Below are 13789 nucleotides of genomic sequence, written 5' to 3'. Positions count from 1 at the left end.
TCGTGTCCCGCACTGGCTGCGACCTACTCGATCGTGTCGCCGAACGCGGAAAGTGGCCATCCCACCGAAGACGTTGGTGCACAGTTGACTGCACCATCCGAGCAGCCTCCATCATGACGACTGGGCGTAGCCTAGGCGCCGGGTGGCTCATTTCCAGCTGTGATCCAATCTGTTGGAACGAGCCGAATTCCTCCGCGCCAATGATGTCGCACCGCACGCTGGAACCATTTCTCATCGACTAGGTTGGCATGGTCGCTGACAATTATCTGCATTCGCGGGGCTAACTCATCGACCACATCGCGCATTACGAGGAACATGGCCAGTACAGCCTCACGATCGGTGTCGTTGATAGCACCGGCATTCTTCGCGACATCGGAGGGGTAGAAGGCCTGCGTCGGCTGGTCGATCATCAGGAACCGAGGCACAGGGCGATCGTTCTCGACAAAAAACTTGTGGAGCGCCAAGTGGGTCGCTAGATGGTAGCCAATCCAATTCGCAGCGCTACCAATGCGCTGCAATGGCAGCGGCCCATCGCTCGTGTCTGTTACCACTGTCAAGTTCGCGAGGTCGAGGCGCACACCGTCCTCGACATGCTCAAGTCCAATGCGCTGGGCCAAGTCGGTCATGGTACGACCAACGATGTTGAGCCGGGAGAGAAGCTGTTCCCGGTCTACATCGGGGTCGAGCCCCGCCAGCAGTTGAGTCACCCGCGCGTTCGCCGTATCGAGATTGCGACGGAGTCGCTCAAGGGAATCTCCAGTTCCAGCTGTCATAACCCCGAGCAGGGCTTCGATACGACCTCGGGTGTAGTTCCGCGACGCCGCTGCGTCCTGTGCAACGCGGATGGCCTGGTCTCCCGCCTCAAGGCCCACCACCGCGGTTTCCACTGCGGCCAACTCCTGACGCAGACGATCGGCTTCGGCTTCGAGAACGATGAGAACTTCTCGGCGAGATTCGGGAGCGGCCTCAAGAGACGTGAGCTCGCTTCGCAGACTCTGCAGTCGCTCGGCAAGCGCTGTCGCTGTCGGGTCGGGTTCCTCGATCTGCGATCCGCAGACAGGACACGAGCTGGCTGAAGCTGTGAGAACGTCGCTGGCGGCGGGCAGAAGTTCGAGGCTCGTCAGACGACCGGTGTGAAGCTCGACAGCACCCACGAAATCTCGCTCGGACTCAGCCCGGTCCAGAAGCAGCGCCCGGTCATCCATGACATGCCACAACTGATTTCGCAGCTCAGCGCGCCGTCGGATCAATGCCCTTCGGCGGTCCTGGTGTTTGATGGCACTTTCCTCTGCACGATCGCCTAAGGACGCGCGGCTTTCACCGTCATTGTTTTGGAGATCACGAACTGCAGCACGGAGCGCAGTAACGATCTGAGCCCTTTCCGTCAGATCGTGCTCATCCGTAAGCCCGGCCGCATGGGCCTCCGCGAGCAGACCACGGAGGTTCGCCTCGGCGATAGCTGCCTCCTGCTCTGCTGCTGCGAGTGCCGCTTGCGCGCGGCGTTGTGCCCGATTTGCGTCTCGGAGTGCCGCCTTCTTCGCCGCTGCGTCTGCGGGCACTGCGCCGAGGAAGTATGGGATGGTGTCCTTCAGATGCTGAAAGATCTGGTTTTCACCCTGGCGGTGGAACAACAGGTGTCGACTGGCGATCTCATCCTGATCTTGCAGGCAAAGCCAGGTGGCGTGGCCCAAGTGAGCCTCGAACGGAACCTGACCGACGCCAGGCCCGCGGGGCTCGATGACGTTTTCAGCTATGCCGATCCGACGACCGAGTTGGCGACGAACGCTGTCACTATCTGCGTTCTCGGCGAGTTCCTGGTGGCCGAGCAGATCCATGGCTGCGCCGCCGAACTCGAGCATCGCTCGCTGAGTCGAGGCCCGCCCTTTGGGAGGTGCAGGACGTGCCACGAACGCCCTAGGACCGTCGGGATTGTCGGTGAGCTGCCAAAGCGAGGCGTACCAGGCGACGTGGTCAGCGATAGGTCCTGCGGGAATGAGGTACGCGTCGCGTCCCAGACAGAACTCGGTGATCGTCAAGAGAGCGCTCTTGCCGGTCTTCGACTCGCCTGTAACGATATTCAGCTGCCCTGGCTGAAATCTGACGTCTCGGCGGCGGCCGTCGCGCGCGTAGAGCGCCAATGCGAGTAACTGCACCGACCTACACTTCCACACCGAGAAGGGCGAACGCGGTGGCCGGTGACTCGAGCTGGGTGAACCAGCGTCCCACGAAGCGCGCCTTGTGCACGATGTCGCCGATGTCGCCGATCTCGGCGACCCTGCCGGGCCGAAGGTGACCTGTGATGTGCGCTCCATTGAGTTCGACCGCTCCATGACGCAAACCGAACCGTATGCCTTCCCGAACTGGCTCGACGAGTGTCTTGGCTCTCGCGCCGAAACCGGCAGCGAGGACTTCGTTACTGGTAACCCACTTGGCGAGGTGTGAATCGACACGAATGGGCAGGGACTGACGTGTATTGCGGTGCAGTACAAGCGGAACGACAAGAAACGCCAGCTCGAACGGCATCGGCCGTGCGTCCCGCCGGTTGTACTCGATCGCGGCTGCTGCGATGACTGCTGCGATCAAGGCTGGATTCAACAAGTCGGCCACAGCTGGCACGCGATCGCTCCACTGCCTCATGTCTGTGAAGCATGTCATGAGTGGCTAGCTCGGGGGCCGATTTTCGGGGCAATCATCCCTTCGCGTCGCTCGTCCTGTGTGACGAGTAGTGATAGTGGGTGCGACACGCGCGTTCTACGCGTCTTGAAGTAGCAGCTTCGACAGGTGCTGTTCGAACTCAGGATGCCAGCCGATGTCGAGGACATCTGCCAGCGCGTGCCGTCGTCCCCTGGCGTGGAACGGTTCATCAAATTTGGCACGGATCGACAGTGTCGAGTCTCCGAGTAGGTGAAGCAGTTTTCTGCCGGCGGCTCGCTTGTCATCGTCGCTGGCACCAGCAGGCAATTCGGAGCACATGTGATCGAAGGCCCTCTCCCATTCGTCGACCAGACGTTCGCTGAACTTGTCCAGTTCGTCGTAGTCGACCAGATGTACATCCAGCCAACGAGTCTCTTGCAGGTAGGCCCGTTGGTAGTCCATGATCGCCTTCTGCAGTTGGCGGGGCAGCACGTTCAGAATCTTCAGCTGATGGACGTACATTCGGCCCTCGTGACGCTGTGCAGTGGCATCGAGATCGATGTCGTTGGCATCGACAAGCGAGGGCAAATTGTCTCGTGTGAAACGGTCACGGATACCTTCGAGGGCAGTGAGAGTTTCCTGCACCGACACAGCCCCTCTCTTACCGCTGAGCATTGCGATGGAGGTGCGTGCCCACCAGGCCCACACCAGATCCAGGTAGGTTTTGAACTGTTCGGTCGGGGCGCCGGGCCGAAGCAGGTGGGCTACCTCTTCGTCCACGCCATCCAGATCCGCAGATTGGTCGGCGACGTAGATCCGGCCGACGAACGTGGACCGGTCGGACGGGGTCAGCTTCAGGAATTGCGTACGCGCCGCCTTGGTCTCCTTGGATTTGGAATCGCGGGCGGTGCTTTCGAGCAAGGTGAGCGCGGACTCGACGTCACGATCGGCAGCACGGAGATACGATGCCGCCGAACCGGGTCCAGCACTGCTGTTCGTGATGAGTGTGAGGACGGGACCGTATGGATCCCCTGCGCGCCCGGCGTCCATCCAGACGCGCAAGGTGCGCCAGATGTCATCGGAGGCATCAGTCAAGTTGCGCAACGTTGAGACGTGGAGCTTCAACTGCTTCAGCTCGGCTGGGATGCCTTCCTTCTCCCACGCGATGTCGTCATGCATCTCCATCGTTAGACTGCGGCCGGGATCGGCTGTTCGTGATCTGAGAATTTCCAATAAGCCCCAGCGGGTCTGATGGAGATAGCCCAGCACGCTGGCCGCCGCGGAGTGGTCCGTGCCTGACGATTCCTCACTCATCGCGTCTGTCCTCCCATGATGCTGGTGGGCGGGCCGGAAGCTGCCGATGAACCACCCGCCGCTGCAAGACCTGACTGAAACGTACCCGTCATTGGACCCGCGCAAGCCTTGTTTCGCACGCGGCCCCGGCGATGGCCACCCCCAAGTTGTGCAGAGTCGTGGTCCCTCCTCGCAGATTTCCCTCCAGCTAGTGCAGATAAGCACAAGCGATTTCAAGAGAGGACCGGCCCGCCGGGTGATCACGATGCTCGTCGCGGAATCCCGCGCCGCCGGGATCATCGACCGCCCGGTCAGGGTGTTGAACATTATGGGCCACCGCAGTCAGGAATCCGCGGAGAGGGCGAACCGTTCACGAGGACGACTGGACCTGTCCATGGTCCAGCTATCGCGACTGTGGATCGGCTGAACCTCAACACATTCCGGTCGCTGTGACAGCGAGGTGTGCCCGTCGCGGACCGTTGCGTCGAGTCGTCGGCGGCCCCGGCCGTGGAGTAGCTCGCTGAGATCGGCGAAAGATCGCCAACCGGTGTGACACCGCTCGGGATGCCTACATCCGGTGCCCTCCACAGAGTTCTACATCTTTGGACGGCGGTGCGCACCGTAGCGATACGCATCGCCGAGTTGCTTGGTCCACCATGTGCGAATCCACTCATTGGTGACCTCACGGTCGTCGGTAGCCGCAGATTCGTTGCCGACTGTGTCTGCCAAATCGGTTTCAGACAGCGGGGTTTCGCCGCAGATGAGAACTCGATCGCGCTCGGCGACGTCGATGACGTCGCCAGCGGTGGTGACGGCGGTGTAGGGATAGCCTCCGGCGATGTCCCAAGCGATCTGGTCGGCGGACTCGACGAACGACTCCGAGTGATGGCCGAGGTCTGTCAACCCCATGTATAGCGTTGTGTCGCTGAGGAGAACAGTGCGGCGGATCTGTCTGGTGCGTCCGATCGGGGGCATGAGTGTCATGCCGTCCAGCAGGAGGTCGTTGTACTCGGCGGCGCGCGGCCAGTACGGATGGCGGCACTCGTAGGTGTGCTGGATGAACTCTCGAAGCGGGAAGCGAGCGATGTCGCTGTCGTCGTCACGGCGGGTCAGTGAAGGGTCGCACCGGTCGAAGAATCGCATCGCATCGAGGAGCGTCTCGATCACCAGTCGACCTGCCACCGAGTCCTGGTAGCGGTCATGGGGGTCACGGCTCTGCCTCGGTTCGAGCCGACGAACTTCTGCGGGGAGTTCGGCGTATGCCTTCCATTGCGGGAACACCCGCCATGCGCAGTCACCGAACCCACTGACCAAACGATCGGTATCCACGTTGATCGGCGCGTGCCGATGAACCTCGGAATTGCGAATCAACAGCAATCCACGCACTACCCGGCCGTCGGGATCGCTCGACCACAATCCCTGGTAGCGGTTACGCTCGGCCGGGCTCAGCAACTCGCATATCGAAACATCGATCGTCCGCATCACCGTCACCCCGTCGGCGGTGTCGATCGAGACCTGTTCGGTGTCGATGTGGAAGCCTTCGCGATACATCGCGACATCACTACCGACGGTTGCCGACCAGACTCGCGCGATCGCATCGCCGAACGCACGGTACTTGCGTCGCAACTGGTCCCGACCAGGACCGGACGGGATCACAAAAAGCCCTCGATCGGCGGCGGCAGGCTGACCAGGCATCAGGGACATCAGGTCTTCTTCCATGACCTCACCCGGGTGAAGGCAAGGGCTCCAGCCTATCCCACGGCGTCAAGACGTTTCCGGATCCCCGGTGGTACCGCTGTTCGCGGCCATCGTATCGCCTAGACGAATACCTACCGGCTCAAGAGCCAGGTGCTGCGAGATACCTCGTCGCGCTGCGACGGCGATGCTGGTGGCCGCGAAGCGCCGCCCGACCAGGACGAGATCGAACCAACCAGCGGCCTTCGCAACCTCGGCGATCACAGCTTCGGGCCGCGACCTGCGGATCGTTCCAGATCGCAACAGCGGCAACTATTCGACAGAAACGAATAGCGCTCGGTAGCAGCATTCGTCCACGAGCCCGGCAGGACGTGTCTGTGCCCGCGGTGCAGTACCACCCGCGCCGGCGAGAACCCGCCCACTGGCAGCATCTCGAACTCGCGGCGGATCGTTGACACCTGGCTGCCGATCCACGGCTGGGACCTCGCGACGGTGTGGGCGCGGATCGCGGCGGCTGGCACCCGACCTCATCATTCCTACCGGGCAGGATTTGCTCGCGCATCGTGTGTGTTCTGCATCTATTCCTCGACGTCGGGCCTGGTGCGGGCCGCGCGCCTGCACCCGGAACTGGCCGCGCAGTACGCGGCGGTCGAAGCCCGCATCGGGCACCGCTTCCGCGTGGACGTGTCCATGGCCGAGGTCATCGCCGAAGCCGCCACCGGCACCGTGCCGGTCGCCGACTGGCTCGGCTGAACCCGGCCCTGCCCAGGCGCGACTCCCACCGACTTCCGATCGTGTCCCGACACGGCTGGACGCGATCCCGCCTCCGCACGCCTGCATCCGAACTCGCAGAAACATCGTGAGTGGCAACGAGATCGACGCCTATCACACCGATTTCGATTCCTACATGCCCGATGAGCATCGGATCGAGGTCGCGGCGAAGGTGTATCTGGTGTTCGAGGACGGCCGATGGTGTCTGGACGCGTTGATTCAGCAGAGCGAGCCGCTCGATGAGGCGCGCGGCACCCAGTGCAGCTACGAGCAGCCGCGGCAGGATCGCGTGATCTGCTCGACCCCGCAGGGCCGAACCGTGGTCGAAGCCGCGGACCCAGCCGCCAGACCCCGTGGCCTGGGACTGCTCGACATGCTGGCCGCCGAGTTCGGTTTCGATCTCGTCCCGGCCGGGATGGCAGGACCCGACAGACAGATCACCCGCCTCACCGAGCAGGTCCAGGAACTCCTCGACAAGAAGAGTGAGATCGACCAACTCGGCGAGCAGCTGGTCGACGCCTTCGTCGCCGCAGTCGACCTGTCGGCCTATCTCAACCTGCAAACCCGGCGCGGACGCCTGCGCGTCCTGCTCGCCCACATCACACGAAAGCCAGCAGATGACCAGCCGCGGCGACCGTGGTGTCCATGCGCGCCCTTCGTCCGCCGGCGGCCACCGCTTTCCGGCGGTCCGGGACGACGAGCGTGGTTCGGATTCGCGACCGTGAGTGTGAGCGGGCGGCGCGCCAACGATATCCCGGTCATCCGGCGCGCCCTTGCCGTTCCCCTTCACCCGCGGCGTGCGGGCTCTGAACCCCCCTGTCCCTATCCGTGTGTGCCCTATCAGCGTGAAAGGTGATCATCGATGGCTGTGAGAACGTCGGTGTCCGTGCCCGAGTTCGCTCGCGGAATCCTGGCCGGGTCACGAATCGACGGCAACAACCTGTTCCTGCCCGAGCAGCTGAGCGAAGCCGACTACCGCAAAGTCAACAGGGTCATCGAGTCCATGGGCGGAAAATGGAACCGCCGAGCACAGGCCCACGTCTTCCCCGGCGACCCCACCGAGACCATCGCGTCGGCCGTGGCGCGTGGCACGACCCCCAACACCGACAGGAAAGTACTCGAGGCGTACTTCGCGACCCCCGAACCGCTGGCCCGCCACATCGTGGCGGGTGAGCACTCCGATATCGCCGCTCTCGCGCCCGGCGCGCACGTCCCTTGAGCCCTCGGCAGGCGACGGCGCGCTCGTGCGGGCGATCCTTGCAATCAACCCGGCTGTGCACGTCACCGCCGTGGAGCCCGACCACGAACGCGCCGCCGCCATCGCCTACGACCCGCGGGTCACCATCGTGATAGCTAGTTTCGAGGAATTCGCCGCGACAGCGACACCCCAGTACGCGGGCGTGGTGATGAACCCGCCGTTCGCGCTGCCGGGGCAGCCGACGGTGTGGATGGATCACCTCTACACCGCGTGGGACCTGCTCAACCACGGCGGACAGCTGCTGGCCCTCGCGCCCAACAGCTGCACCTACCGCACCGACCGCGACCACAGGGCGATGCGTGAATTCATCACCGTCCACGGCGGCTACGAACAACTGCCCGCCGGGGCGTTCACCACCTCCGGCAGCGAGGTCGACACTGTCCTCCTGCACGCCCGCCGCCCCGTCGACCGCTGACAGACCGGCTCGGCGCACACCTGCAATGGTGTGCGCCCTGCGGAATTCCTGGCCGACCGAGACCGCGTCGGGACACGGACGGGAAACCACCGACCTTCTGTAACCACGGATCTCAAACCGAAAACGGGCCTGCGCCCCTCGGTACCGACCCTCGATCGAGGCAGTCCCTGCCTCGACGCGCGGACGCCTTTCACCCCCAGGGGCCGTGAATACGCCGGGGACTACTCGTTTCCCATCAGCGCCCGGCGCATCGGTTCCGACCGTGAGTGCCGGGCCGCGTCATCTGCCGAAAGGAACGCCCCCGTGTTCGAAGATACTGAGGGATTATTCGCTCTCGCAACGCTTTTCGATGATGACGCGATGCCGGTGTGCTGGTCTTTCGGTCTCGGTGTCGACAGCGCGGCGGGCGTGATCCGTACCCTGCTCGACCCGGGTTTCCGGCCACCGCAGTTGCGGCAGGATCTGTCGAATCTGCTGGTAATGGTCGCCCAGACAGGTGACGAGTGGAGATCGACCTGCGACCTTGTCGCGCAACATATTCTGCCGCTGCTCGCCGCCCGGCGAGTGCGCCTGGTCGAAGTCGCCCGCGCCGGCCCCGCAGTCGCCGACGGAATCGTTGTCCTGCAAGACACCCGGACCCCGACACGTCTGCATCCCGATCCCGACGAACACGGCTTCTACCCGCTCTCGGCCGAACACCGCGGCAACGGGGTCATGCCCACCCTGAACGGGCGCGCCTGCTCAACCAAGGCGAAGGGCCAGCCTTTAGATGCCTGGCGGGCAACACATTTGGGTCCACGCCCCTACATCCACGCCGTGGGGTTCTCCGCCGAGGAGACCGCAAGGATCGCCCGCGACACCTCGGTCACGATGGGCGGTCGCCGTCACCCGATCTACCCGCTGCACGCGGCGGGGATGAGCCGGGCGATGTGCCAGGGCTACCTGTACGGACTGTTCGGCGTGTGGTGGCCGAAAAGTTGCTGCCGCCAGTGTGGTTACGTGAACGTGCCCAGTTGGCCCGACCAACTCGCCCGCTACCGGGCCTACCCCGAGGAGGCCTTCCGGCATCTGGTCGACGAGTACTGCGCGCTGGCGCTGAACCACCGCAGCGGCCTGTTCGGGCCGGGGAAATCGTTACGCGACCGGTTGCGTGCCGGTGGCGCCTACGAGGTCCACGCCCTGGCCGACGCGCCGATGGACGCGTGCGAGTGGGCGGTGTATCGGGTGCGGCGCTGCTACAGCGCCCGCGCGCAGGCATGGCGCGCGGTCGAGGTCGTCCACCGCGCCGACCGCGCCGACGCCGAGCGGTTCGTCCTCGACCTCGCCGATAGCCTGGGGATCGCTGTCCGTACCGACGGCGAGCACGCCCGCCTCTGGCTGACCACCGTGACCGAGAGCTATCCGCGACTGGAGGAGTTCTTCGTCGCGGCCCCGAACACAATCAACCCGAAGAAACGTTCGGGGTTCGAAACCCGTTGGGGCGGACACGCCGACGAACGGTTGCTGGCACTCGAACACGCCGCCCTGCTCGGCGCGCACTCCCCCGTCGCCGCCTGAACACCGGTTCCACAGTCTGCCACCAGTTTCGCACTCCACGCACCCTGGGCCGTCATCCGGACACACCGCACCGATCATCGTGCCGCGCGAGTGCTGGTGTCGCGCCGAGATCCCCTTCCCCTGTAAGTGCGGTCCTGGCCGCCTCACGGCCGAGGTGAGTGCGCTACCTCCACACAGAAAGACGCCGCCTGTGTTCCCGATCAGAAGCATGTTCACCCCCGAGGAGGTCGAAGCCCTGGTGTGCACGGCCGCGCAGCTGTGGGCCAGCACCGGGGATCTCCACGACATCCTCAGCACGTATCAGAAGGATCTTCTGGTCCGAGCACACGCGCTGCTCACCGACGACGACCACGACGGCACTGCCGCGAGCGATTCGCCCGAGACCGCCTTCGCCATCGCCCACCACGATCCGGCCCCGTTCGCCCTCGACGAGCCCGCTTTCGGGCGCTGGATCGCGGCAGAGGGGGACCAGATCGCCGGCAACATCGCGAGCAGTCACGACGAGGAGCCCGCCAGCGACCTGGTGGCCCTGGTCGACGCCGCTCACAATGCCGGTGTCCTCACCGGTGACCCTCGCCTGGAACTGCTCATCGACCACGACAACGCACCCCGCCATCCCGGCTTCACTCTCTTGCTGCGCAATCACTGCGGCGAGCAGGAAAACGTAGCTGTGACAACCGGCTTCACCGAACTCACCTACATCGACCCCGCGCTTTCGACTGCCGCGGCGGCCCGATGGCACCTCGAACACGTCATCACCGTCGCCAACAGCCTGCTCCACCAGATCACCGGTCAGCCCCCGACGCCACGGGGTGAGGGCAGAGGCCGCCCCGGGATGGACGGGTAGGACAACGACACCGCCGTGACGGCGCTTCCCGAGCATTAGTGACCGAGAATCCCTGGTCACGCCGCTATCCACGGCCCCGGCTCGGCAGAAACACAGCGGTGATCTACCAAACCCCCTCTCCGACAACAGCAAAGGACGGTCATGATCTCTGTCCAGGAACTACATACCTGGGTGTCGGGTTTGGACACCTCCGGTTTCGTCGGTATCGACGATGGGGGCCTGACCCTGGTGGAGGTCCGCGACGACGAACCCCTCACCGGCGCCTACCTCGAGGTCGGTGGATGTGAGGACGACACCGGTGCCGCGCCGCAGCTGCCGTCGGTCACCGCTGTCGAGGCCGTGCGTGTGAATGCTCCGGCCAGGGCGGCGGTGATCTCGGTGGCGGATCTGCTGGGGATGGTCGGCGGCAGCCTCACCCGCACCGAACTACCCCAGGTGCGTGACGCGATACGGAAGTCGAGCATCGGTGAAACCCTCGGCGACGTCGTGTTCTCGGTTATCACCGCACGCCAGCGTGAACTGACCGGGCAGTTGCGCGCGTTCACCGATCCCGACACGTTCACCGGCCGCCTCGGCCAGGTGCTGCTGTCCTCGGTGCCCGGCGAGCGCATCGGTGGGTTGTTCGCCGAGATCGAGGAAGCGACCGGGCTGTCGCTGATGCGGGTGTGCTGCGGTGAGGCGGCTCGGTTGTGTGTCCAGGATCGTGGCACGGGCAGATTGTTCGACCTCGGCGACATCTTCGAGCTGTGGTTGCGCGGCGACCTGCCCATCCCGGGCCCGACCACGCTGTGGATCGGTGAGCCTGTCGAGGACTTCACCCGCGACGAGCTCACCCCGACCGGCCCCCACGACTACCGGCTCCCCGAACCCGCTCCCACCCACGACTGACCCCGCACGGGCCACCGATCCCGGCGGGAGCACACACACCCACACACATGCGCAGATGCGCATGTCATGAATTATTGGAAGGAGGTGACGCCCCGTGTCGGCACTCACGATCTCCCATACCGCTGAAGAGGGCACCCTGTTGAATGGCACCGTCCGTGACGACGGCACCTACGAGGTCATGTGCGCGGTGCGCAAGACGATCGGCCACTGGCGGTGGGCGCGCAGTCTCGGATGTTGGATCGTGGTGTCCTCCCGAGACCGCCAGCCCAAGCAGTACCACATCGACTACGCCGCCGAGAAGCTGCGCGAGGCCGGATACACCGTCGAGATCGACGTCGACCGCAGCGTGCGCGCCACCGAGGACGCCGAGACCGACCGCACCCTCCGACAGGCGGCTAGAGTCGATGCGTTGCAAGGCAAGGCATCCCGCAAGGACACGAAAGCCGCTGTCGCGGAGGCGGCGCATCAGCGAGCCCACGACGCGTTGCCCCCGTTCGGCGAGCCGATCAAGATCGGACACCATTCCGAACGCAGGCATCGCAACGCCATCGACAAGTCGTGGAAGGCGTGGGGCCGCTCGGTGGAAGCCGACCGCGACGCCACCCGCGCCCACCAACGCGCCGAGGCCGCCACCCACACCACCGAGCACCGGAATTCCCCGCGCACGGTCGCCAACCGGATCGACACCCTCGAGGCCGAACAACGCGGCGATCAACGCGCCCTCGACGGGCACACCCGCAGGTTCCTCGACAGCGACGGCAACGTGTATCAGACCGACACCACGGGTCCGGCGACCGGTGAGTACCGGGCGCGGGTGCTGGCCCGGATGACCCAGCGCGAGCGAGATATCGCCTACTGGCCCCAGGTCCGCCAGTCCCAGGTCGATGAGGGCTTGACCCCGGGCTGGGGCCGGGAGGATTTCGCGGTCGGGGACTTCGTGCGCGCGGGCGGGTCGACGTGGCGTCAGATCACGCGGGTGAATCCGAAATCGGTGTCGGTAGTGAACTTTTCGCTGTCCCGGTTGGCGCTGCACACCATCGCCGCGAAGATGACCGGGCATCGGTGGATCACCACCGATCACCCGGTGCGCTTCCACGAGGTCACCGCCGTCATGACCGAGGCTGCGGCCCACGAACGGTTTCCCGACATCTTCGCCGACCTCGACGCGACCAGCCTCCCGCCACGCCCGAAACGCCGGGGCGGCAAGACGAAACTCGACCACCACCTCGGCCCACACGCCGAGCACTGGTCCTGGACAGTCGAGGGCATCGAGTACAACGCGACATGGGCGCATCCGCCCCACTGGTACGCCACCCCACCCGAACCGATCACCGAACCGGGCACGCTGCGCCTTCGCGCCCAGCGCCGCCCGATCGGGCGCGTGCACGGTGACCCGGTCGAACTCCCGGTGACCGAGTTTCCGATCGCCGGGCCGGTGTGCTGGCCCGAGGAGGTCCACAACCAGGTCCGTGTCCTGGTCGAGGCCCGCACCTACCTGCCCACTGCCTGACCCGTCGACCCCGCCCAGGCGATACCGGGCGAGGGATTGCGTCGCGGTCCGGATGGTATTGGCGAATCCGCTGTGCCACAACAGCATCCGCTCTCTCGACGTCGTCGCCGACCCGTTCGACCGTCGGCGACCGCTTCCGGCCTGCCTGCCCGCCTCCTACCCGTTCACGTCATGTACCGAGATCGGAGACCACCATGCCGTCCACCTCGCTACGCCAGGCCCGCGATTCGATCGATCCTGCGCCGGTGTCCGTCGACCACCACCTCCACGAGGGAGGCCGGCGATGAGAGCGAGCGCGGTGGCTTGCTCGGTGATCGTGGCCGGACTCACCGGGCAGCTGAGCGAGATCGCGGCCGAGATCACGCCGGGACTGGATTCGGTCACCGTGTCCGCTCCGTCCGGGGATCCGGCGCACGCGGGCATCGACCGGGTCCGCGCCGCCGTCGCCGGCGGTGGGTGGGCATGGCCGCAGGGCCGGGTGACACTCACATTCTCACCATCGGCCTCACCGGTCATCGAGGGTATGCACGACCTCGCCTTGGCGGCGGCGGTGCTCGCCGCCACCGCCCCAGGAACGATTCCAGCCCAGCTCTTGGCCGAAGTCGTGCTGCTCGGTCAACTCGCCCCCGATGGCCGTCTGCGCTCCGTGCGCGGAATTCTGCCCGCGGTCCTGGCGGCGCGAGATCGTGGGCGCACCGTCGTGATCGTGCCGTGCGCCAACCTCGCCGAGGCCGCTCTCGCGCCGGGGGTGACCGTTCTCGGCGCCGAGCACCTGGCCGCGGTGCTGGCCTGGCTCGGCGGAGCCGACCGCGCGTTGACCGGCCCCGCCGCCGTCGCGGTATCGCCGGAATTCACCGGGCTGGATCTGGGGGATGTGCGTGGTCACTACCGGGCGCGGTGGGCCCTCGAGGTCGCCGCGGC

Annotated in this window: 13 protein-coding genes; 9 read left to right on the top strand and 4 right to left on the bottom strand. The window is 65.3% G+C overall.

Going from position 1 to position 13789, the window contains the following annotated elements; all coding sequences use genetic code 11:
* Positions 1-131 precede the first annotated feature (131 nt).
* From NP3_RS46230 to NP3_RS24415, 4 genes are all read right to left on the bottom strand, one after another.
* Complete coding sequence (locus NP3_RS46230) at positions 132-2153, bottom strand: DUF3732 domain-containing protein (RefSeq protein WP_063824891.1); 2022 nt, start codon at positions 2151-2153, stop codon at positions 132-134.
* A 4-nt stretch (positions 2154-2157) separates the two neighbouring features.
* The gene (locus tag NP3_RS24425) at positions 2158-2637 is read right to left on the bottom strand and encodes a three component ABC system middle component (protein WP_063824898.1); all 480 of its coding nucleotides are present in this window, start codon (positions 2635-2637) and stop codon (positions 2158-2160) included.
* Positions 2638-2751: 114 nt separating this feature from the next.
* Positions 2752-3948: an ABC-three component system protein gene (locus NP3_RS24420; protein WP_063824890.1), complete on the bottom strand. Its 1197-nt coding sequence runs from the start codon at positions 3946-3948 to the stop codon at positions 2752-2754.
* Between the two features lie 573 nt (positions 3949-4521).
* Entirely contained in the window at positions 4522-5646 is a 1125-nt protein-coding gene (locus NP3_RS24415; protein ID WP_157124522.1) for a hypothetical protein, read from the bottom strand.
* Positions 5647-6189: 543 nt separating this feature from the next.
* Between NP3_RS24415 and NP3_RS24405 the strand changes: the two genes are divergently transcribed.
* The 9 genes from NP3_RS24405 to NP3_RS24365 all read left to right on the top strand — a co-directional run.
* Entirely contained in the window at positions 6190-6375 is a 186-nt protein-coding gene (locus tag NP3_RS24405) for a hypothetical protein (RefSeq protein WP_063043936.1), read from the top strand.
* Between the two features lie 106 nt (positions 6376-6481).
* Positions 6482-7249 (top strand): hypothetical protein, encoded by a 768-nt coding sequence (locus NP3_RS24400; protein ID WP_063043935.1) that lies wholly within the window; start codon positions 6482-6484, stop codon positions 7247-7249.
* A gap of 6 nt (positions 7250-7255) precedes the next feature.
* A complete protein-coding gene (locus tag NP3_RS49255; RefSeq protein ID WP_169814577.1) occupies positions 7256-7612 on the top strand; it encodes a hypothetical protein in 357 nt (118 codons plus the stop codon).
* Between the two features lie 25 nt (positions 7613-7637).
* The gene (locus NP3_RS24390) at positions 7638-8066 is read left to right on the top strand and encodes a class I SAM-dependent methyltransferase (protein WP_169814576.1); all 429 of its coding nucleotides are present in this window, start codon (positions 7638-7640) and stop codon (positions 8064-8066) included.
* 303 nt (positions 8067-8369) lie between these two features.
* A complete protein-coding gene (locus NP3_RS24385) occupies positions 8370-9623 on the top strand; it encodes a hypothetical protein (protein WP_063043932.1) in 1254 nt (417 codons plus the stop codon).
* A 208-nt stretch (positions 9624-9831) separates the two neighbouring features.
* Positions 9832-10470, top strand: a complete 639-nt coding sequence (locus NP3_RS24380) for a hypothetical protein (protein ID WP_063043931.1) — start codon at positions 9832-9834, stop codon at positions 10468-10470.
* A 141-nt stretch (positions 10471-10611) separates the two neighbouring features.
* Complete coding sequence (locus NP3_RS24375; RefSeq protein ID WP_063043930.1) at positions 10612-11358, top strand: hypothetical protein; 747 nt, start codon at positions 10612-10614, stop codon at positions 11356-11358.
* Positions 11359-11452: 94 nt separating this feature from the next.
* Positions 11453-12868 (top strand): DUF3560 domain-containing protein, encoded by a 1416-nt coding sequence (locus NP3_RS24370; RefSeq protein WP_063043929.1) that lies wholly within the window; start codon positions 11453-11455, stop codon positions 12866-12868.
* A gap of 283 nt (positions 12869-13151) precedes the next feature.
* Positions 13152-13789 (top strand): magnesium chelatase domain-containing protein (locus tag NP3_RS24365; RefSeq protein WP_169814575.1); only part of this gene is annotated, 638 nt, incomplete at its 3' end.

Origin of the sequence: Nocardia pseudovaccinii NBRC 100343 (assembly GCF_001613225.1) — a bacterium.
In the GTDB taxonomy this organism is placed as follows: domain Bacteria; phylum Actinomycetota; class Actinomycetes; order Mycobacteriales; family Mycobacteriaceae; genus Nocardia; species Nocardia pseudovaccinii.
This window is presented reverse-complemented; position numbering and strand designations above follow the sequence as displayed.

Excerpts from the sequence above, each read along its gene's own strand:
- NP3_RS24425 (WP_063824898.1), bottom strand. The coding sequence starts at position 2,637 with ATGAGGCAGTGGAGCGATCGCGTGCCAGCTGTGGCCGACTTGTTGAAT.
- NP3_RS24420 (WP_063824890.1), bottom strand. The coding sequence starts at position 3,948 with ATGAGTGAGGAATCGTCAGGCACGGACCACTCCGCGGCGGCCAGCGTG.
- NP3_RS24415 (WP_157124522.1), bottom strand. The coding sequence starts at position 5,646 with ATGGAAGAAGACCTGATGTCCCTGATGCCTGGTCAGCCTGCCGCCGCC.
- NP3_RS49255 (WP_169814577.1), top strand. The coding sequence starts at position 7,256 with ATGGCTGTGAGAACGTCGGTGTCCGTGCCCGAGTTCGCTCGCGGAATC.
- NP3_RS24380 (WP_063043931.1), top strand. The coding sequence starts at position 9,832 with ATGTTCACCCCCGAGGAGGTCGAAGCCCTGGTGTGCACGGCCGCGCAG.
- NP3_RS24375 (WP_063043930.1), top strand. The coding sequence starts at position 10,612 with ATGATCTCTGTCCAGGAACTACATACCTGGGTGTCGGGTTTGGACACC.